Source organism: Streptomyces sp. NBC_00234 (assembly GCF_036195325.1).
Lineage (GTDB): Bacteria > Actinomycetota > Actinomycetes > Streptomycetales > Streptomycetaceae > Streptomyces.
In genome coordinates, this window is sequence record NZ_CP108101.1 from 8021723 (window position 1) to 8041597 (window position 19875).

17 protein-coding genes and 1 pseudogene are annotated in these 19875 nt (G+C 70.2%); 13 read left to right on the forward strand and 5 right to left on the reverse strand.

What is annotated here, in order from left to right; translation table 11 throughout:
* Nucleotides 1–4 precede the first annotated feature (4 nt).
* From OG230_RS35155 to OG230_RS35165, 3 genes are all read right to left on the reverse strand, one after another.
* Nucleotides 5–313: a hypothetical protein gene (locus tag OG230_RS35155; protein WP_328907822.1), complete on the reverse strand. Its 309-nt coding sequence runs from the start codon at nucleotides 311–313 to the stop codon at nucleotides 5–7.
* A complete protein-coding gene (locus OG230_RS35160) occupies nucleotides 285–869 on the reverse strand; it encodes an RNA polymerase sigma factor (protein ID WP_328907823.1) in 585 nt (194 codons plus the stop codon). Before OG230_RS35160 ends, OG230_RS35155 begins: the two co-directional genes overlap by 29 nt.
* Nucleotides 870–1144: 275 nt before the next feature.
* Nucleotides 1145–2842, reverse strand: coding sequence for a HEAT repeat domain-containing protein (locus OG230_RS35165; RefSeq protein WP_328907824.1), 1698 nt, complete (start codon nucleotides 2840–2842; stop codon nucleotides 1145–1147).
* Between the two features lie 193 nt (nucleotides 2843–3035).
* Between OG230_RS35165 and OG230_RS35170 the strand changes: the two genes are divergently transcribed.
* The 3 genes from OG230_RS35170 to OG230_RS35180 all read left to right on the forward strand — a co-directional run bounded on the left by OG230_RS35170 (nucleotide 3036) and on the right by OG230_RS35180 (nucleotide 5178).
* Nucleotides 3036–3197 (forward strand): carbohydrate-binding protein, encoded by a 162-nt coding sequence (locus tag OG230_RS35170; RefSeq protein ID WP_328907825.1) that lies wholly within the window; start codon nucleotides 3036–3038, stop codon nucleotides 3195–3197.
* A 177-nt stretch (nucleotides 3198–3374) separates the two neighbouring features.
* Nucleotides 3375–3773 (forward strand): VOC family protein, encoded by a 399-nt coding sequence (locus OG230_RS35175; RefSeq protein ID WP_328907826.1) that lies wholly within the window; start codon nucleotides 3375–3377, stop codon nucleotides 3771–3773.
* 355 nt (nucleotides 3774–4128) lie between these two features.
* Nucleotides 4129–5178, forward strand: a complete 1050-nt coding sequence (locus OG230_RS35180; RefSeq protein ID WP_328907827.1) for a LacI family DNA-binding transcriptional regulator — start codon at nucleotides 4129–4131, stop codon at nucleotides 5176–5178.
* A 136-nt stretch (nucleotides 5179–5314) separates the two neighbouring features.
* Here the strand turns inward: OG230_RS35180 and OG230_RS35185 are convergent, their stop codons facing one another.
* Nucleotides 5315–8095 carry a glycosyl hydrolase gene (locus OG230_RS35185; RefSeq protein WP_328907828.1) on the reverse strand — a complete coding sequence of 927 codons (2781 nt, stop codon included), beginning with the start codon at nucleotides 8093–8095 and terminating at the stop codon, nucleotides 5315–5317.
* Between the two features lie 241 nt (nucleotides 8096–8336).
* Here OG230_RS35185 and OG230_RS35190 point away from each other — a divergent pair, with 241 nt between their 5' ends.
* From OG230_RS35190 to OG230_RS35205, 4 genes are all read left to right on the forward strand, one after another.
* Nucleotides 8337–9638, forward strand: coding sequence for an ABC transporter substrate-binding protein (locus tag OG230_RS35190; protein ID WP_328907829.1), 1302 nt, complete (start codon nucleotides 8337–8339; stop codon nucleotides 9636–9638).
* Between the two features lie 178 nt (nucleotides 9639–9816).
* Nucleotides 9817–10788 carry a carbohydrate ABC transporter permease gene (locus OG230_RS35195; protein ID WP_328907830.1) on the forward strand — a complete coding sequence of 324 codons (972 nt, stop codon included), beginning with the start codon at nucleotides 9817–9819 and terminating at the stop codon, nucleotides 10786–10788.
* A complete protein-coding gene (locus OG230_RS35200) occupies nucleotides 10785–11690 on the forward strand; it encodes a carbohydrate ABC transporter permease (protein ID WP_328907831.1) in 906 nt (301 codons plus the stop codon). The genes OG230_RS35195 and OG230_RS35200 overlap by 4 nt, the downstream gene beginning before the upstream one ends.
* Before the next feature lie 54 nt (nucleotides 11691–11744).
* Entirely contained in the window at nucleotides 11745–13148 is a 1404-nt protein-coding gene (locus OG230_RS35205) for a GH1 family beta-glucosidase (protein WP_328907832.1), read from the forward strand.
* Between the two features lie 63 nt (nucleotides 13149–13211).
* Here the strand turns inward: OG230_RS35205 and OG230_RS35210 are convergent, their stop codons facing one another.
* Nucleotides 13212–13742 (reverse strand): hypothetical protein, encoded by a 531-nt coding sequence (locus tag OG230_RS35210; protein ID WP_328907833.1) that lies wholly within the window; start codon nucleotides 13740–13742, stop codon nucleotides 13212–13214.
* An 84-nt stretch (nucleotides 13743–13826) separates the two neighbouring features.
* Here OG230_RS35210 and OG230_RS35215 point away from each other — a divergent pair, with 84 nt between their 5' ends.
* From OG230_RS35215 to OG230_RS35240, 6 genes and pseudogenes are all read left to right on the forward strand, one after another.
* A complete protein-coding gene (locus OG230_RS35215) occupies nucleotides 13827–14168 on the forward strand; it encodes a PadR family transcriptional regulator (protein WP_328907834.1) in 342 nt (113 codons plus the stop codon).
* Nucleotides 14165–14833 carry a permease prefix domain 1-containing protein gene (locus OG230_RS35220; RefSeq protein WP_328907835.1) on the forward strand — a complete coding sequence of 223 codons (669 nt, stop codon included), beginning with the start codon at nucleotides 14165–14167 and terminating at the stop codon, nucleotides 14831–14833. The genes OG230_RS35215 and OG230_RS35220 overlap by 4 nt, the downstream gene beginning before the upstream one ends.
* A gap of 389 nt (nucleotides 14834–15222) precedes the next feature.
* A pseudogene (locus OG230_RS35225) lies at nucleotides 15223–16071 on the forward strand (chitosanase); the annotation flags it as partial.
* Between the two features lie 9 nt (nucleotides 16072–16080).
* Entirely contained in the window at nucleotides 16081–17361 is a 1281-nt protein-coding gene (locus OG230_RS35230) for a discoidin domain-containing protein (protein WP_328911627.1), read from the forward strand.
* Nucleotides 17362–17484: 123 nt separating this feature from the next.
* The gene (locus OG230_RS35235; RefSeq protein WP_328907836.1) at nucleotides 17485–18819 is read left to right on the forward strand and encodes an MFS transporter; all 1335 of its coding nucleotides are present in this window, start codon (nucleotides 17485–17487) and stop codon (nucleotides 18817–18819) included.
* Nucleotides 18819–19856 (forward strand): TolB family protein, encoded by a 1038-nt coding sequence (locus OG230_RS35240; RefSeq protein ID WP_328907837.1) that lies wholly within the window; start codon nucleotides 18819–18821, stop codon nucleotides 19854–19856. The genes OG230_RS35235 and OG230_RS35240 overlap by 1 nt, the downstream gene beginning before the upstream one ends.
* Nucleotides 19857–19875 lie beyond the last annotated feature (19 nt).

A 19875-nucleotide genomic window follows, 5' to 3' on the forward strand; every position in this document is an offset into this window, starting at 1 on the left:
CCTGCTACAGCGTGACCGATTCGGTCGGGCGCGCCTGGTCCCGGTCCGCGACGGACAGCGTGCACCGGCCGGCCTCACAGCTCCGTTGCAGGCGCCCTCGCGAGATGGTCTGCATCAGGCCGATGGTCCAGCACATCGGGCAGCCACGCAGCGCCAGTGCGCCGATCGGCAGAAGCAGCAGGCTGACCGGGCCGACGAGAGGGATGAACGCGACCGAACCGATCAGGCTGCCGAAGCCGATCACGCCCCGGCCGAGATGGCGGGGGAGGGACGAACTCGCGAAGTCAGGCCCGTCCGTTTTGGACGTCGTCATGGGCATCTCCAGGAACAGGCTCGGGTTCGGGTGTGGAACGAAGAGACTGCTGAACCGCGGTGCGGGCGCGGTGCAGACGCGATTTCATCGCGGCGGTACTGAGGCCGAGTGCCTCGGCGACCATGCGTCCGCTGTAGCCCTGGATGTCCCGCATGATCAGCACGCGGCGCTGCTCGGCCGGCAGGGCAGCGATGACGGCCGCCACCTCGCCCGCCTCGATGCGCTGCAGAGCCAGCTCCTCGGCGGAGCGCTCGGCGCCATCAGGCATGGGCTCGTGGGACCGCATCGTCCGCGCGCGCCGCAGGCACTCGTTGCGGACGATGCGAAACATCCACGACGCCAGCGCGCCGGAGGCCCGGAGCATCCCGATCTTGCGATAGAGGATGATCAAGGCTTCCTGCGCCGCGTCCTCGGCATCCTCAGGAGTGGCGCAGAGCGAGCGGGCGAATCGCTGCACGTTCGGGTGCGAACCCGACACCAACGCGGTGATCGAGTCGATGTCGCCGTGCTGGGCGGCGACGATCAGCTGTTCACCGGGCCAGGACGCGTCAGCCACGGGACTGCTTTCGCTTGCGCAGGACGACGTAGCTGCACGTGCAGAGCAGCACGGCTCCGGCGGCGATGGCGATACCGATCATCATGAGGACCTCCTGATCCCGTCCCGACGTTTGTCGGCACATGTATAGGAGGCGCGGTCCCGCCGAAAGGATTCGGCCTGCGCCCTGCAAAGTTGATCGGGCCGAGTGGCATCGGCTTCAGCGCGGCCATTCGGCCGGTTCGGCAATTGGTGCGCCGCTGCCACCCGTCGGCAGGCGCCTGCTGGGCGGCGCGTCACGGCAGCGCGAGCACCGCGTCCATCTGTTCGCGGATCTCCTCGTCCTGGAGGAACGTGCGGTAGTCGCCGTACTGGGACAGCCGGATGTCCGCATCCCGGAGGGCGGCCAGCGCCTCTCTGACCGGAGTGGTGGTACGTCCGTGGTGGATGAGCGAGGACAGGGCGGTGACGAACGGCCCGATCGGCTCCCCGTCGGGTGCCGACGCCAGCACGACCGACTCCGCCTCGGCCGGCGTCATCAGCGGCGGCGACCACGGCTGAGCGTGCGTCGTCGTCTCGCCCGGGAGTACCGGGTCCTCTCCCCATGCCTGGAGTACGTCGCGGAGCTGTCCGACCAGCCAGCCCGAGCGGGCGACCTCGTCGCGCAGTGCCTCCCGTACGGCGGGCAGCAGCACCTCGGCGTGAGCGTGCAGCGGTGTGAGCACGTCGACGACGTCCGGCTGCCGTGGGTCACTGATGCCGTAGCCCCGGCCCGGCATGTCGCGGTACGGCTCGACGAGCCGCTCGACCAGATCCGGCAGTGCGCGCGGGTCTCCGATCCGGGTCAGTGCCCACCGCGCGTGCTCGCCGACAGTGCCGTCGAAGAACTGCGACTCTCCGGTGTCGTCCAGGAGGGCGGCGAGCCGGTCGGCGTACGGGGCGGCCCGGCGACCGATCACCGCCAGGAGATGCGTCGCCTTGTAGCGCACGTCGTCGTCGGGGTCGGTCAGCAGGCCGGCCGCCATGGGCAGGAACGTGTCGGCCGCGGACGGCCGACGCTCCAGCAGCCGCCACGCCTCGTCCAACGCGCACCGACGCAGGTCCGCGTCCCCCGTGCGGTTTCCCGCCTCGGCGAGCCCCGCCACGAAGGAGATCGCCACCCCCGTGTCGCGTTCCAGGAGGCCCACGACCCAGCCGGCGACGCTGCCGCGGTCGTACGGATACTCGCAGTTCAGGGTGTACCAGACCCTCCCGAACTCCGGGGCGAGGGCAGGGTCGCAGAGGATGTCCAGCAGCATCGGGCAGGCGCGCAGGGCTGCTTGCGGGTCCAGGAAGCAGGTGGCGATCACAGCCGCCACCCGCAGCACCCGGTCCTCGCCATGGAAGGCGGCGTCCAGCACCGCACACACCTCGTCGGCCGTCGCACCCGCCCGGTCCTCGGAGGCCGCCGCCTCGCCCAGCGCCAGCAACAGCGTCACCCGCACCGAAAGGTCCGTCTCCACGCGCCACCGCTCCAGCAGCGGTCCGGTCCGGTCGGCGATCAGCTGCAGCGCGGCCCGGCGCACCTCTGGATCCCTGTCGCCGAGCAGCCTCCGCAGCCGGGGCCACTGACGCCTCCAGGCGGCATCCCACCCGGCATCCGTCGACGCGTCGTCCCCGGCGGCCCTGTTGTGGGCGAGGCTCGCCAGTACGTCGACCGCGTCCGGCCGTCCGACCGTATCCGCGTCAAGAGCGAGGTCGACGAGGAACGGCAGCGAAGCGGTGCCCGCATCGGTGAACCGACCGCGGGACAGGAGGAGTTCCTGCAGTTGGCCGTATGCCCTCTCCACGGCATCCCGCGGGGTGGCGGCATCCGCCCGCGCGATCCGGCGCAGCACCTTCGCTAGGTCGGTGGCCGGCAGATCCGGATCCAGCCCGCGCCAGTCCACCGCGTCCAGCCCCTCCAGCATGTTCCCCCGCCCGTCTCTCGCGGATGCGCCCCGCGTCCCGGTCATCCTTCCACCGCGGTGCAGGGCGCCGGTCGCGTCCCGAGGTGATCGAGTGGCACGACGTGCACCTCGACCGCCTGGGGCGACCCTCCTCGGCCGCGGGCGGTTCGCCCGCCCCGGTGCCGTCAAGGAAGCGGTCGAGGACGTGGGAAGATCCCCGCAGGCCGACAGTGTGTCGGTCGGTGGAAAGGATGTCCTCATGGCAGCTGGATTCTCGGAGTGGAAAGTCAACCGGCAGTATTCGGCCAATGACCGGGTCACCTATATGGGTAAGCAGTACCGCTGCTCGGTGACACACAAGTCGAACTCCGCTTCCAATCCGAAGACTGCTGTCAAGATGTGGCAGAAGAGCACCGACTGAGCTGACTTTCAGCCGAGCACCCGCCGCGACGCGGGATCCGCGTCCAGCATTAGCTTCCAGGCCCCCCTTCGGGGCCGTAGCCGGTGCTCCTGCCCCTGGGTGGAACGGCCGGACGTTCCACCCGACGTCGGCTGCCCCCTGTACAGAGACAGGCCGGTTCGTAGATCCTTTGTTGTTGTGAATCACACCGAGAATCCGGCATGGCCCACAGGCATCAGCGCCATCACCCTGTTCGTCGAGAACCTGGAAGAGGCGAAACGGTTCTACCGTGAGGTGTTCGGTCTGCCCCTCGCCTTCGAGGACGACAGTTCCGCCGTATTCGACTTCGGAAACAGCCTCATAAACCTCCTGAGCACGACCTCGGCCCACGATTTGATCGACCCGGCGCGGGTCGCCGAGCCGAGTGCCGGGTCCCGTGTGCAGCTCACGCTCCCCGTGGACGATGTGGACGCCATGTGCGCGGAGCTGGTCGCGCGAGGCGTGAAAATGCTGAACGGCCCGGTCGACCGCCCTTGGGGGATCCGGACAGCCAGCTTCCGCGACCCCGGCGGGCACATCTGGGAGATCGCCAGGTGAGCAGCCGGGTGAAGGGACCGCCTGCCACGCGGGCCACCGTGATTCCGCGCGCGAACTCATCGACGGTCGGCGGTGGTTGACGCCGACCTGACCCGGTCCCGCCCCTCGGCCCGCGGGTGCGGCTCCTGCCTTGCCCGCGCGGGCGCGCGCGACACGATGCGCGGGATGCGGGGCGTGCTCGGCCGGGAAAGGCCGGGGCGGCCGAAGCGCCCTTCGGCGGGACGAGCCCCGGACTCCCCGCTCGTCGATGGGAGCGCTCTCATCGAGCCGGCCGGTGGCGTTACGCTGTAGCGGATCCGGCGGTCGCCACTGGTCGGCCCGTACCGCCGCCGCCCAGCGACGAGGAGTTCCTGCTGTGCCCCAGCATTCCCCCGGGTCCCGGCCCACCCTGGAAGGCGTCGCGGAGCGTGCCGGTGTCTCCCGGGCCACCGCGTCACGGGTCGTGAACGGGGGCGACGGGGTACGCAAGCCGCTGGTCGACAAGGTCCTCCAGGCGGTCGAGGAGCTCGGGTACATCCCGAATCACGCCGCCCGGACCTTGGTCACCCGGCGGACCGGGGCCGTGGCCGTAGTCATCGCGGAGCCGGAGATCCGGATCTTCTCCGACCCGTTCTTCTCCCAGCAGCTCCGGGGCATCAGTAAGGAACTGGCCGCCCACGACACGCAGTTGGTCCTGCTGATCGTGGAGGGGGCCGAGGATTTCGACCGGGTCGCACGCTATCTGGCCGGTGGCCACGTCGACGGTGCGCTGGCGTTCTCCCTGCACACCGACGACCCGCTCCCCGCGATCACCAGGCGGGCCGGAGTGCCGACGGTGTACGGCGGCCGGCCGAGCTGGAGCGTGGCTCCGGGCGATCGGGCGGTGCCCTACGTGGACGCCGACAACCGGGGCGGCGCGCGGGCGGCCGTGCAGTATCTCCGCGATCTCGGGCGGGAACGGATCGCCCACATCGCCGGGCCGCCCGACCAGACCTCTGCCATGGACCGGCTGCACGGCTACCGCGACATCCTGCTCGACGTCGACCCGACTCTCGTGGCCGAGGGAGCGTTCACCGTGGAGAGCGGGGAGCGGGCGATGGTGGAGCTGCTGGAGCGGCGGCCCGACCTCGACGCGGTGTTCGCCGCCAACGATCTGATGGCCTCGGGCGCCCTGCGAGTGCTGCGGGAGCGCGGGATCCGGGTTCCCGAGCAGGTCGCGCTGGTCGGCTTCGACGACATGGAACCGGTGGCGGAGACCACCGATCCGCCGCTGACCACCGTGCGGCAGGACATCGAGGGCCAGGGCAGGCTGATGGCCCGGCTGCTGCTGCGCGGCCTGAGCCGTGACCGTGCGGGCGCCGACGCCTTCGACGCCCCCGACTCCGTGATCACCCCGACCACACTGGTGCGGCGGGCCTCGGCCTGAGGGGCACGAGACCCGCCGCACATGGGCGCGCGTACACAGGGGCGCACGCGGATGTGGCGACGTACGTCCGGTCCGCGGAACGGACCGGGCGTACGGGGCGGAGAGAAGACCGGACCTACGGGGTGCGTGGAGAAGATCAGACGTACGGGATCTTCAGGACGGCCCCGTCCGTCCCGGTCTGCACCGTGGACGTACCGGTGTTCAGAGCGTTCCAGATCTCCAGGCGGACCGTGCCGCCCTGGAGGTTGCCCAGGCTGCCGGTCACCGACCTGGTGCCCACGGCCTGGGTGTACTCCTCCCACCCCGCGACCGGGTCGGTCGCGAAGTAGCGGAACGTCTCGGCCCGGTCGAAGGTGCCGTCGCCTGTCAGGTCGTAACTGACCCTGACCTGCGGGGCGAGCCCGACCGTCGTACCCGCGTCGACCCGCAGGCGGAACGTGGTGGATACGCCCGGTGCGAGTGACCCGCTGACGTTCCTGACCTCGTAGACCGTCGGCTTGTACGGCGTTCCGTCCCGGTTGACGCCGTCCGCTGAGGCCAGCGTGTCCGCTCCCGCCGCGCCGTCCGTGGCCGTGGTGAGGGTTCCGCCGGACTTCAGCCGGAAGGTGTTGCCGGTGGACGGACCCGGCTCCTCCGGGTCGGGGTCGGTGCCGCCCGTGCCCGTACCGGTCGCCGTGGAGCGGGCCGGGACGGAGAGCGTCGCGCCGTCGGAGAACGTCACGGTGCGGGCGGTGGAGCCGTGGTTGTGGGCCGCGTAGGTCCGGACACCGTTCTTCACGAAGACGGCGGAGGTCGGGATGTTCCCGCTGATCGTGAGGTCGGGGGCGCCCAGGCTGTCGAGCGTGGTGACCCAGTGGTACGTGTGGGCCTTCGACTCGCCCTGCTCGGGGGAGTAGCCCGCGTTGCCCGCGTCCCACTTGGCCTTCGCCGCCGCCGGATCGGCCAGCGACTCGAACTCCCAGAGCAGATCGCGCCACTCGACCGCCGGTCCGCCGTTCTCGCGCTCCATCTCGGCGATGTTGCGCTTGATGGCGGCCTTCTCGCGCGCCAGGTGCAGCGAACCACCGGTGACGGGAAGGACGTTGATGCCGTGGATCTCCTCCGGGTTCGCGGTCCACCAGGTGGAGTACGCGGCGCCGCTGCCCCAGACCATACCGACCGTGTCGTGGCCGAAGGAGCCGGGGAAGACCTGCTGGTCGGCGTCGAACCAGTACTGGGTGATCGCCTCCGACTCCGTGGTCAGCAGATAGCTGCCGAGGTCGCGCAGCGCGGTGTCACCCGTCGCCGCGCCCCACAGGACGAGCCCGGCGCTGAGGTTGATGGACTCCGAGGAGGACTCCTGGTTGTTGCCCGCCGCGAATCCCTGGTGACCGGAGGCCCAGCTGTGGCCGGCGTACACGTCGAAGCCGCGCAGGAACGGGAACGCGGTGTCCGTGCGGCTGGGGTTGGCCGCGTCGCGCACCAGGGTCTTGACCATGGTGCCCCAGGCGGAGTCGGCGGCCCACGCCTGGTCGTACTGGGCGACGATCGCCGCCGCGTACACGTAGTAGCTGTAGTGGAAGTGGTGGTCGTTGAGCTCGGTGTCGCTGCCGTACGAAGCCGGGTAGCCGGTCAGCGTCTTCCAGTCCTTGTCGTAACTGAACTCGCTGGCACCGCCCGCCGTGAACCACTCCTGGAGCCGGCCCTTCATGAGGCCGAGCAGCTTGTCCCGGATGCCCGGCTGGCCGATCTGGTCGGCGACGGGCACCAGTTGGGCAAGACGGCCGAGCGCCTTACCGGTCCAGTAGGTGTCACTGGCGCCGGAGAACGGGTCGGAGGCGTTCGCCACCTCGTTGAGATATCCGGTCAGCCTGGCCTTGTCGACTCCGCTCGCCGCGGGGAGGGCGGGCAGCACACCGGAGTTCTTCTGGCTGGTGGTGAAGGAGGCGGACTCCCGCACCTTCATGGTCCCGCGCGGGGAGACGTACGTGTACGGGGTGAGCGCGTCGGACGTGTGCAGCCACTGGTGGCGGTAGAGGGCCTGGAGCGTGCCCCGTTCGGTCCCCTCCTTCGCCTCGGTGGTCAGGCTGTAGGTCGCCTTGACGGTGCCGCCGGTGGACTCCCAGGTCACCTTGGAGCCGGTGACGAAGCTGAAGGCGTACTTGCGGTACGTGGCGAGCGCGTCGGTGGAGGGCAGTACGGCGAGCGAGAAGTAGTCCTTCCCGCCGAGCCCGGCGGTGATCGCCGTGCCGGAGACGTTCCAGTCGCTGCCGGTCGGGGCGAACAGCGCGTAGTGGTGGCCGGCGACCGTGATACCGAGGACGTTGCCGTTGTCGGCGAAGACGGTCGGGGTGCCGGCGGTGGTGATCCGCGCGTCACCGCCGGAGCCCTTGGCGTACACGAAGGGCATGCCGTGCCCGATGGTCGTGCGCAGCGTGCGGGTGCCGTCCGACCAGTAGGGGGTGACGGTCCAGTCCGACCAGTCGTCGGCCTTGGTGTCGGGGGAGTTGAGGCCGTTGAGCCCGACGGTGAGGTCCGCCTTGTGGGCGTACTCGTACTGGCGGCCGTCCCCGACGACCGCGGGCGTGGTCGGGTAGCCGACCTCCAGCCCGCCGGAGGTGGCCTGGTAGGTGAGCGGGTGGCCGTACATGGGGGTGGAGTACGGATTGTCGCCGTAACGCTGGTAGGCGAGCGAGGTCCACCAGTCGTTGGTGGGGACCGGCTTGTCCCGGGCCGCCGCGGTGAGTTTGGGCGTGACGGGGGCGCCGGTGTTGGTGGTGGGGCCGGACGTGCCGGCGGGGCGGGCGTCGGAGTAACTGCCGGAGCCGGCGGGGACGGTGGCGGCTGCCGCCGGGGTCGCGGCAGGACCCAGACCCAGGGCGGCCAGGGCGAGGGCCAGCACCGTCGCCGCGGCAGGTCTGGAGAAGGAGGCTTGCATGAGCAGCACCTCGAAGTCGTGGGAGGACGGAGGGCGCGGATGAGAGCGCTCTCAGATGCCAAGGAACGTAAAACTCCTGAAACGTAGTGTCAATAGATCGAGCACCAGGGGCAGTTGGTGGCTACCAAACGTCGTTATGCGTTCGAGTCTTGACGGTGAAGTCGTCCTGGGGGACGCTCCAGACGCACCGCTTGAGAGCGCTCTCAAGCCTCGGTTCATCCCGAAAACAAGGGAGACTCCCATGCCCATCGCCCGAGCCGCCAGGAGAGCCACCGTTCGCATAGGCGCGGTCGTCCTCGCCGGGGCACTCCTCGCCGCCTGTGGATCCGACGCTTCGGACTCGTCCGACAGCGCGAACGGCAAGGTCACGCTGACCGTCGACCTCTTCGGATCGTTCGGCTACAAGGAGGCCGGGCTGTACAAGGAGTACGAGAAGCTCAACCCCGGCGTCACCATCAAGCAGACCGACACCGAGGACGAGGCCGACTACTGGAAGTCGCTCCAGACACGGCTCGCCGGCGGTGGCGGGCTCGCCGATGTGCAGGGCATCGAGGTGGGCAGGATCGCCTCGGTCACCCAGCAGCAGTCCGACAAGTTCCAGGACCTGAGCGAGTTCGGTGCCGACAAGCTCAAGAGCCAGTTCGCCGAGGCCAAGTGGTCGGCGGCGACGACCGAGGACGGCAAGATCCTCGGACTCGGTACCGACGTCGGGCCGGAGGCGATGTGCTATCGCACCGACCTGTTCAAGCAGGCCGGGCTTCCCACGGACCGCGAGGAACTCGCTCAGAAGTGGTCCACCTGGGACGGCTACCTGGAGCTCGGCAAGCAGTACAAGAAGAAGGCCCCCGCCAAGAGCGCCTGGCTGGACAGCATCGGCAGCCTCTACGGGATCATGATCGGCCAGGAGAAGGAGCGGTACTACGACGCCTCCGGTGAGCTGATCTACGAGAAGAACCCGGCGGTCAAGCATGCCTGGGACACCTCGGTCAAGGCATCCGACGCCGGGCTGAGCGCCAAGCTCGACCAGTGGTCGCCGCAGTGGAACCAGGCGTTCGCCGCCGGATCCTTCGCCACCATCCCGTGCCCCGCCTGGATGCTCGGCTACATCAAGGGCCAGGCCGGTGACGCGGGCAAGGGCAAGTGGGACATCGCCAAGCTGCCCGGCGGCGCGGGCAACTGGGGCGGCTCCTACCTCTCGGTCCCGCGTGCGGCCGAGCACAAGAAGGAGGCGTACGAGCTGATCAAGTGGCTCACCGCTCCTGCGCAGCAGGCCAAGCTCTTCCAGAAGCAGGGCAACTTCCCGTCCTCGACGGGCGCGATCGAGAAGGTCGCCGCCGCCAAGGACCCGTACTTCACCGACGCGCCGATCGGCCAGATCTTCGGTGACGCGGCGAAGGCGTCCCCGGTGCAGGTACTGGGTGTGCACGACCAGAACGTGGCCCAGCAGCTGACCAACGCGCTGAGCGAGGTGGAGCGCAAGGGCACGTCGTCGGCCAAGGCGTGGGAGACGGCCAAGAAGGGCGTGGCGAACGTCGTCGGCTGACCCGGGGCCGGACACCGGCGCGGGGCGTGGCACGCGTCCACCTTCCGGGCCACCGGGAGTGGACGCGGCCCCCGTCAACTGCCCCCGTCGGAACCTCGAACAACCGGCCCCCTCGGAACACACCCACGCCACCCACACCTTGTGACACCCGCCCGCCCGCTCTCTCGAAGGGCCGACCGTGACCCTCACCGCCACCGCGAAGGCCGCACCCCGGGCGCCCGGATCCGGGCCCGACGACACTCGGGCCGCCTCCGTCCGGCGCACCTGGCGCAGACTCTCGCCGTACGCCTACATCGCCCCCTTCTTCACCCTGTTCGCCGCCTTCGGTCTCTTCCCGCTGCTCTACACGGCGTTCGTCTCGCTCTACCGGGTCGAACTCCAGACGAGCGGCGACATGGAGTGGCGGGGCACCGCCAACTACACGGCGCTGTTCACCGACGAGTACTTCTGGACCGCGCTGCGCAACACGTTCACCATCGGTGTGCTGTCCACCGTGCCGCAGCTCGCGATGGCCCTGGGGCTTGCGCACCTGCTCAACTACAAGCTGCGCGGGCGCACCTTCATCCGGACGGCGATCCTGCTTCCCTACGCCACCTCGGTGGCCGCCGCGACCCTGGTGTTCGCGCAGCTCTTCGGCCGCGACTTCGGGCTGATCAACTACGTGCTGGGGCTGGTCGGAGTCAGCCCGGTGGACTGGCAGACCGGTACGGTCGCCTCGCAGATCGCCGTCTCCACCATCGTGGTCTGGCGCTGGACCGGCTACAACGCGCTGATCTATCTGGCGGGCATGCAGTCCATCCCGGGTGAGCTGTACGAGGCCGCGGAGATGGACGGGGCGTCCCGTTGGCGGCAGTTCGTCCATGTCACGCTGCCGGGTCTGCGGCCCACCATCGTGTTCACCGTGATCGTCTCGACGATCGGTGCCACCCAGCTCTTCGGGGAGCCGCTGCTCTTCGAGGGGTCCATCTCCGGGGGAATCGCCCACCAGTACCAGACGCTCGGGCTGTACATGTACGAGCAGGGCTGGGGCTTCTTCCACCTCGGCCGTGCCGCCGCCATCGCCTGGGTGATGTTCGTCCTGATCGTGGTGCTCGTCGGGGTCAACGCCCTCGTCGTACGCCGCCGTGTCCGCAGGGAGGCCGGCCGATGACCGTGCTCGAAGCACCGCCGACCGCGTCGGAGACCGTACCGGCCCCACCCCCGCGGCGCCGGCGCAGGAGACCGCAGACCGCGGGCACGCTGCAGGGCGGCCGGCTGTCCTACCTGATCCTCGGCTTCGCGCTGCTGATCTCGGCGTTCCCCTTCTACTGGACGATCGTCGCGGCCAGCCGCTCGAACGCCGACCTCGCGAAGGTGCCGCCGACGCTGCTGCCCGGCCCCAACCTCATCAAGAACTTCGAGGCGGTGCTGGAGGAGGCGGCGATCGGCAAGGCGCTGCTGAACTCGTTCATCGTGTCGGGTTCCATCACCGTGGGCACGGTGCTGTGTTCCACCCTGGCCGGCTTCGCCTTCGCCAAACTGCGCTTCCGGGGCCGGGGCGCGCTGCTCACCCTGACCGTCGGGACGATGATGATCCCGCCGCAGCTCGGTGTGATCCCGCTGTTCATGCTGATCGCGGAGCTCCAGTGGGTGAACCAGCTCCAGGCCGTGATCCTGCCCGGTCTGGTGTCGGCCTTCGGAGTGTTCTTCATGCGCCAGTACCTGGCGCAGTCACTGCCCGACGAACTGATCGAGGCCGCCCGTGTCGACGGCGCGTCGACGGCGCGGATCTTCTGGTCCATCGTCATCCCGATCGCCCGGCCGGGCATGGCCGTGCTCGGCATGCTCACGTTCATGACTGCGTGGAACGACTTCTTCTGGCCGATCATCGCGTTGTCCTCGCAGGAGCCGACCGTGCAGGTCGCGCTGCGGCAGCTCGGCGGCGGCTATGTGCACGACCAGTCGGTGATCATGGCCGGCACGCTGCTCGGCACGCTTCCGGTGCTGCTGGTCTTCGGCCTGCTGGGCCGTCAGATCGTCGGCGGCATCATGCAGGGAGCCGTCAAGGGCTGAGCTCTCCCGCACCGCATCGTCACACCCCGACTCACCTCCTGGAGTGCCTGCCCCATGACTGCTCTCGATGCCCGCCCGGAGACCGTGACGGCGCCGCGGTTCCCCACCGGATTCCGTTGGGGGACGGCCACCGCCGCGTACCAGATCGAGGGAGCGGCCACGCAGGACGGCCGCACCGCCTCCATCTGGGACACCTTCAGCAGGATCCCCGGCAAGGTCCGCAACGGCGACACCGGTGACATCGCCGCCGACCACCTGCGCCGGATGCCCGACGACGTGGCCCTGATGAAGGACCTCGGCGTCACCGACTACCGCTTCTCGGTGTCCTGGCCGCGGGTCCAGCCCACCGGCCGGGGTCCCGCCGTCGAACGCGGCCTCGACTTCTACCGGCGGCTGGTCGACGAGCTGCTGACCGCCGGCATCCGCCCGGTCGCCACGCTCTACCACTGGGACCTGCCCCAGGAGCTGGAGGACGCGGGCGGCTGGCCGGAGCGTGACACGGCACACCGGTTCGCCGCGTACGCCGGGATCGTGGCCGACGCGCTGGGCGACCGGGTGGACACCTGGACGACGCTGAACGAGCCCTGGTGCGCGGCGTTCCTCGGGTACGGGAACGGGGTCCACGCCCCCGGCCGTACGAGCGATCTCGCCGCCCTGCGCGCGGCCCACCACCTCAACCTGGCGCACGGCACCGCGGCCCGGGTGCTGCGGGACCGGTTGGCGGCCTCCTCCGAGATCTCGCTGACCCTGAACCTGCACGCCCTGCGCCCGCTGACCGACAGCCCGGCGGACCTCGACGCCGTCCGGCGGATCGACGCCGTCGGCAACCGGATCTTCCTGGACCCGGTCTTCCACGGCAGGCTGCCGCAGGACCTGGTCGAGGACACGGCATCGGTGACCGACTGGTCCTTCGTGCAGGACGGGGACCTGGAGATCATCTCCGCGCCCATCGACTCCCTCGGCATCAACTACTACTCGCCCAGCGTCGTTTCGGCCGGCTCCTCGGAGTCCCCGTCCCCGTGGGCCGGCGCCGAGGAGCACGTCGCGTTCACCCCCGCGGCCGGGCCGCGCACCGCGATGGACTGGCCGGTGGACGCGGACGGACTGCACGAACTCCTCACCCGGCTCCGCGACGAACTGCCCGGCCTGCCGCTGATGGTCACCGAGAACGGGGCCGCGTACGACGACTACGCCGACCCGTCCGGTCAGGTGCACGACCCGGAACGGGTGGCCTATCTGGACGCCCATCTGTCGGCGGTGCACCGGGCGATCGCGGACGGCGTGGACGTGCGCGGCTACTTCCTGTGGTCGTTGCTGGACAACTTCGAGTGGGCGTACGGCTACAGCAAGCGTTTCGGCATCGTCCACGTGGACTTCGCGACGCAGCGCCGGACGGCGAAGGACAGTGCCCGTTGGTACGCCGAGGTCATCGCACGCGGCGGCCTCGAACGCCCCTGACCGGGCTGGTTCGGCGGACGGCACGCGGGACACGTCCTGCGTGCCGTCCATCCCGTACCGGGATCACACGGTCGTGGTGGACCCGGGGCGGACGATCATCAGGACGACGACGACCGCCCAGAGGACGTTGAAGATGCCGGTGAGCATGGTCAGACGGGTCGCCGCGGGACGTGCCGCCTCCGCCGTCGGCTTCTTCTGCTCAGGCGCTTCCTGCTCTGGCGCACCCTGCTCGGACGCTCCCTGCGCGGGCGCCTGGGCCAGGTCGAGGAGCCGCTGCTGGCCGGGAAGGATCGTCAACGCGAGGAGGGCCGCGGCGATCGTGGTCAGGGCGAGCGAGGCGATCAGCCAGGCGTCGGTGAGGACACCGAGCTGGGCTCCGGTGGCAATCCCGAAGACCGGCACGGCAAGACCGGCGAACGCGTAGGCGCGGCAGACGCGGTGGAGGAGTGCGGCGATCCCGGTGGATCGGCCGTCCTCACCCCCGTCACCACACGCCTGCAGCGCATAGCGGGGGAACATCGAGGCGGCCACGGTGATCGATCCGACCGCCAGGATCGCCGCCAGGACGTGTACGGACAACAGCAGCTCGGTCACTGCGGGGCCTCCAAGCCGGAGCGCGTATATGTTGGCTGCCAATACATACACTGCCTACGGTGAAAATGGGTAGGCTGCCTACTCATGAAGGCGGACGCGGTGCGAGGGCACCTCGATGGACTGTTGCTGGCCGTGCTCGAACAGGGCCCGCTGCACGGGTACGCGATCATCGCGGCGGTGCAGCAACGCAGTGGTGGCGTACTCGAACTGCGCACGGGCACGATCTACCCGGCGCTGAACCGGCTGGAGCGGATCGGGCTGCTGAGCAGCAGTTGGCAGTCCGCCGGTGAGCGCCGTCGGCGCTGCTACGAACTCACCGAAGCCGGACGGAGCTCGCTGGCCGGCGAGCGGACGGCATGGAGCGAGTTCACCGCCGCGATCGGCTCGGTCCTCAACCCCGTCACCCCGCCCGGCCTCGCCACATGAACGCCACCGGCCGGCACGCCGACCCCATCCGGGACCACGTGGCGGCCTTGACGGCTGCCCTGTACGGACCTGCCAGGGCCAAGGCCCGGTTGATCGAAGAGATGCGCGGCGGGCTCACGGACACGGCCGAGGCGTACACGGCCGAGGGCATGCCCTACGAACGCGCCGCCGACCGAGCGGTGCGGGAGTTCGGGACGGTCGACGTACTCGTCCCGAGCTGCCAGCAAGAACTGACCACCGCCCAGGCCAGGCACACCGCCCGGGCCGTCGCGCTCACGGCGCCGTTCCTGATCGTCTGCTGGCACCTGGCCCGGACCGCGGATCGCGAACAGGCGTGGCAGTTCTCGCACGCGGCCCAGCTGCTGGCCGCTCACCTGGCCGGGATCGCGGCCGTCGCCGCGCTGCTCGCCGCGGCGACGCTGGCCGCGACCGGCCCCCTCGCCCGCCGGCTGCCGACACCGCACCGGCTGCCCCTCCTGGTCGCCTGGGCCGGCACCACCGCCAGCACCTCCATGGCGGTCACGACCCTCGCGCTCGCCACCGCCTCCGCCCTGGCCACGAACTGGCCCCTGCTCGCCTTCGCCGGTGCCCTCGCAGCCGTATCGCACGCCGCGGTTGCCGCCTCGGCCCGCGCCTGCCGCCGCTGCGCTCGCCTGTCCGTCTGACGGACGCGGCGGCCTGTCCGTCCTGGAGGGCCGACGCCAGTCGGTCATACAAGGCTGACGGGCGCCGGGAACCGGCGGCACCCGCGATCGGGTGAGCGGTTCGCTACCTCCTCGCCATCGGTCGCGTACGTGCGCCACCGTGCCGTGCGGCACCACCGATTCCGGCCACTCCTCACCCGAGGGGATCGGGCCAACACCCCTTGCTTTGCTCCGGATTGCTGCGTCAGGGCCCTTGCGGGCGGCGGAGCGGCACGCTCCAATGGACGCGTTCAATGGAAAGGAAACTTTCCTAACAGAGCTCCACTCCCTGGCTGAGCTGTGCCCGCGCGCCCCTCCACGGCCCTCTGCGCGCTCGGCGTCCGGCACGTCGCAAGAGATCGGAGAACCACATGCGTCTGCGCATTCCCCACCGCATCCCCCGTCAGGAACGGCCACCCAGGCCCACGCACCGCCGTCGGCGCGTCGGTGCGCGGATCGCCCTGGCGACGGCGCTGGCCGCGATTCCCGCCGTCGTGGTCCTCGGCACCGGGCAGGCGGCCGAGGCATCGGGCCTCGACGATCCGGTGAAGAAGGAAATCGCCATGCAGATCGTCTCCACCGCCGAGAACTCGTCCCTGGAGTGGCGCGAACAGTTCGACTACATCGAGGACATCGACGACGGGCGCGGCTACACGGCCGGCATCATCGGCTTCTGCTCCGGCACGCACGACATGCTCGAACTCGTCGAGTACTACACGGATCAGGTGCCGGACAACCCGCTGGCCGAGTACCTCCCCGCGCTCCGCGAGGTCGACGGGAGCGACTCCCACGAGGGCCTCGACCCCGGCTTCACGGCCGCCTGGGAGGAAGCCGCGGCCACCGAGGAGTTCCGGGCGGCCCAGGAACACGAGCGCGACCGCGTCTACTTCGGCCCGTCGGTGACACGGGCCAAGAGCGACGGACTGCGGACCCTCGGCCAATTCGCCTACTACGACGCCATCGTGATGCATGGTCAGGAAGGCTTCGACAGCATCCGCGAGGAGGCCATGAACGAGGCAGCCCCGCCTGCCGACGGCGGTGACGAGACCGAGTACCTCGACGCCTTCCTCGACGCCCGCGTCGTGGAGATGAAGAAGGAGGCGGCCCACGAGGACACCAGCCGTGTCGACACCGCTCAGCGGGTCTTCCTGAGGAACGGCAACCTCGACCTCAACACCCCCCTCGCCTGGTCCGTGTACGGGGAGAACTTCCGCATCGACAAGGACCCGGTGCCCGGCCCGGGGCCGACGGACCCGCCCGCCGGCGAGACGCTGATATCGCGGGGCAAGCCGGTCACCGCCTCGTCCTCCGAGGACTCGACCCTCGCCCCCGCCAAGGCCGTCGACGGCGTCGCGTCCACGCGTTGGGCCAGCGCCGAGGGTGTGGATCCCCAGTGGCTTCGGGTCGACCTCGGCGCGGGGGCGGAGATCTCCCGGGTCGAGCTGACATGGGAGGCCGCCTACGCGAAGCAGTACCGGCTGGAGGTCTCGGCGAACGGTACCGACTGGACCCGCCTGGCCGCGGAGACCGCGGGCAACGGCGGCACCGACACCTGGACGGGACTCACGGGGGAGGGCCGGTACCTGCGGATGTACGGCACCGCGCGCGGCACCGCGTGGGGCTACTCGCTGTGGGAGATCGAGGTCTACGGCAGCACCGGCGGCACCACGCCCCCGAATCCGACCGACCCGCCCGCGAGCGGCGCGTTCAGCGTGGTCGGGGCCGGTGACATCGCCGACCAGTGCAATCAGAGCGACTCCGGGTGCCAGCACTTCAAGACCGCCGCGCGTGCGATGGCGATCGACCCGGCGTTCTACATCACCATGGGCGACAACCAGTACGACGACGCCCACATCGAGGACTTCCGCGCCTACTACGACAAGTCGTGGGGGCAGTTCAAGGACAAGACCCACCCCGTGCCCGGCAACCACGAGGCGTACGACGACTGGGACAACCAGGACGAGGTTGCCTACCGGGAGTACTTCGGTGACCGGGCGACTCCCCAGGGCAAGATGTGGTACAGCTACGACTACGGCAACTGGCACTTCATCGCTCTCAACTCCAACCGGTTCGACGAGCGGGAACAGCTCGACTGGCTGAAGGCCGACCTCGCGGCCAACGGCAAGAAGTGCGTCGCCGCCTACTTCCACCACCCGCTGTTCAGCTCCGGAAGCCATGGCAACGACCCCGTGGGCAAGCCGGTCTGGTCGATGCTGCGTGAGGCAGGCACCGAGCTGGTGCTGAGCGGACACGACCACCACTACGAGCGGTTCGCCCCCCAGAACCCGGACGGGGCCGCGGATCCCAACGGCATCGTCGAGGTCCTCGGCGGCATGGGCGGCAAGGACCTCTACGGCCAGGGCGACACCGTGCAGGCCAACAGCCAGAAGCGGATCTGGGACAAGTTCGGTGTGATGCGGCTCGACTTCACCGACACGAGCTTCACCTCCAAGTTCGTCGGTACCGACGGCACGGTCCTGGACACCGGTCCGACGTACAGCTGTCACTGACCCCGTGTTCGTCCGTCGTGGTCGGCTGCCGTGCTCCGGCGGCCGGCCGCGCCGGGCGAACGAAGCCGCCCCGAGCGCCGGTCGTGCAGCCGGAGCTCCGGGTACCGCGCACCAGGAGCGTGTATGTACCTCGCCGCCGGCCGAAGCCGTCCACCGGACGACCCCGCGCCCGCCAGGAACCCATCGGACGGCCCGCGCCCCGCCCGGACCTCCTCACCCGCTCGGCCCGCCGGCCGGAGGCGCCTCGCCGGTACGGTCGTCGCGCTCGGCGCGGTCAGCCTCGTCACCGACATCTCGTCCGAGATGGTCACCGCCGTGCTCCCGCTGTACCTCGTCCTGGGACTGGGACTCAGCCCTCTCCAGTTCGGTTTCCTCGACGGTCTGTACAACGGCGTCACGGCGTTCGTGCGGCTGGCCGGCGGGCACGTGGCCGACCGCTGGCAGCGGCACCGGCTCGTCGCCGGGTCCGGCTACGCCCTCTCCACCGTCTGCAAGCTCGGCCTGCTGCTGGCGGGCAGTTCCACCCCCGCCCTGTCCACGGCCCTGGCGGCCGACCGGGTCGGCAAGGGGGTGCGCACGGCGCCGCGCGACGCCCTGATCTCGTTGAGCTGCGACGAGCGGGACCTCGGCCGCGCCTTCGGTGTGCACCGGGCGATGGACACCACGGGTGCCCTGCTCGGACCGCTCGTCGCCTTCGCCGTCCTGTGGGTGACCGTCGACGCCTACGACGCCGTCTTCGTCGTCAGCTTCTGCTTCGGGCTGCTCGGTGTGCTGATCATGGTCGCGTTCGTCCCCGGCCGCACGGCCGCGCCGGTCCGGGCCTCCGGCACGGTCCCGGCGACGCTCGGGGAGACCCTGCGGCTGTTCCGGGTCGCCGCGTTCCGCCGGATCCTCGCCGCGGCCACGCTGCTCGGCATGGCCGGCGTGGGCGACGGATTCCTCTATCTGGTGCTGCAGAAGCGGCTGGGACTCGACGTGGAGTACTTCCCCCTGCTGCCGCTCGGCAGCGCCGCCGTCTACCTCCTGCTCGCCGTGCCGTTCGGCCGGTTTGCCGACCGGACCGGCCGCCGCGTCCCGTACCTGCTGGGGCATGTCGCGCTGCTCGCGGTGTACGTGGCGCTGTTCTCACCGGTGGCGGGATGGCCGCTCACCGTGCTGGTGCTCGTTCTGCACGGCGCGTTCTACGCGGCGACGGACGGAGTCCTGATGGCCCTCGGCGGGCCCGTCGTGCCCGCCGACCGGCGCGCGGGCGGGTTGGCACTCCTGCAGACCGGACAGGGGCTGGGCCGGCTGGTGGCGTCCGTGCTGTTCGGCGCCGTCTGGACGGTGGGGGGCATGGACACCGCCCTCGTCGTGGCCGCCACGGCACTCGCCGCCGTCCTGCTCGTCGCCCGCGTCCTGCTGCCCAGCGCGCCCTCGCCCGCCGAACCCACCCCCACCACTGTCCCGGAGCCCTGATGACGATGTTCCCGCTCTCCCTGCGCGCGCGGATCACCGCGCTCACGGCGGCCACGGCCGTACTGGCCGCCGTCGCCGTCGGCTACACGGTCGAGGCGGCCGACGGCGAAGACCGGGCGTCCTCGCCTTCGGGCGCCCCGGGCATCACCCTCGACGACGCGCCCGGTCTCTACCACCGTTCGCAGAAGGGCGACGTGTTCTCGACGCCGTACAGCCCCTCCGGCACACGGACCGCCGACCGGACGAAGAGCAGGAGCACCGGTCTGTCCTGCCACCGTTTCCACGCGAGCGGGCGGACGGCCGTCTGTCTCGCGACGGCGCCGGGCATCCCGCAGAAGACGAAGGTGACCGTCCTCGACCGCGACCTGGACAGCCGTCGTACGGTCGTGGTCGGCGGCATCCCCAACCGGGCGCGGGTATCTCCCTCGGGCCGGATGGTCGCGTGGACGCTGTTCGTCAGCGGCGACTCGTACGCCTCCTCGTCGTTCTCGACGCGGAGCGGCATCCTCGACACGCGGACCGGCTATCTGATCAAGAATGTGGAGACCCTCCAGCTGTACCTCGAAGGCCGCCGTTACCACGCGCCGGACGTGAACTTCTGGGGCATCACCTTCGCCGACGACGACAACCGCTTCTACGCGACGGTGTCCACGAAGGGGAAGACGTACCTCGTCGAGGGCGACATGAAGACGTGGAAGGCCCGCACGCTCCGGGAGAACGTCGAATGCCCCTCCCTGTCGCCCGACGGCACCCGCATCGTCTTCAAGAAGCGTGTCCGCAAGGGCACTCGGGACCCGTGGCGGCTCCACGTCCTGGACCTGCGAACCATGCGGGAGACCCCGCTGGCCGAAACGCGCAGCGTCGACGACCAGGCGGCGTGGCTCGACGACTCGACCGTCGCGTACGCCCTCCCCGGCCGCTCCAAGGGCGTGTCGGACGTCTGGACCGTCGGCGCCGACGGCTCACGCGCCGCACCCGCCCTCCTCCTGAGGGACGCCTCGTCGCCCTCCATGGTCCCGGGGTCCACCGGGCCGTAGACGGCCTCCTGCGCAACCC

Excerpts from the sequence above, each read along its gene's own strand:
- OG230_RS35155 (WP_328907822.1), bottom strand. The coding sequence starts at position 313 with ATGACGACGTCCAAAACGGACGGGCCTGACTTCGCGAGTTCGTCCCTC.
- OG230_RS35165 (WP_328907824.1), bottom strand. The coding sequence starts at position 2,842 with ATGACCGGGACGCGGGGCGCATCCGCGAGAGACGGGCGGGGGAACATG.
- OG230_RS35170 (WP_328907825.1), top strand. The coding sequence starts at position 3,036 with ATGGCAGCTGGATTCTCGGAGTGGAAAGTCAACCGGCAGTATTCGGCC.
- OG230_RS35185 (WP_328907828.1), bottom strand. The coding sequence starts at position 8,095 with ATGCAAGCCTCCTTCTCCAGACCTGCCGCGGCGACGGTGCTGGCCCTC.
- OG230_RS35190 (WP_328907829.1), top strand. The coding sequence starts at position 8,337 with ATGCCCATCGCCCGAGCCGCCAGGAGAGCCACCGTTCGCATAGGCGCG.
- OG230_RS35200 (WP_328907831.1), top strand. The coding sequence starts at position 10,785 with ATGACCGTGCTCGAAGCACCGCCGACCGCGTCGGAGACCGTACCGGCC.
- OG230_RS35205 (WP_328907832.1), top strand. The coding sequence starts at position 11,745 with ATGACTGCTCTCGATGCCCGCCCGGAGACCGTGACGGCGCCGCGGTTC.
- OG230_RS35215 (WP_328907834.1), top strand. The coding sequence starts at position 13,827 with ATGAAGGCGGACGCGGTGCGAGGGCACCTCGATGGACTGTTGCTGGCC.
- OG230_RS35220 (WP_328907835.1), top strand. The coding sequence starts at position 14,165 with ATGAACGCCACCGGCCGGCACGCCGACCCCATCCGGGACCACGTGGCG.
- OG230_RS35235 (WP_328907836.1), top strand. The coding sequence starts at position 17,485 with ATGTACCTCGCCGCCGGCCGAAGCCGTCCACCGGACGACCCCGCGCCC.
- OG230_RS35240 (WP_328907837.1), top strand. The coding sequence starts at position 18,819 with ATGACGATGTTCCCGCTCTCCCTGCGCGCGCGGATCACCGCGCTCACG.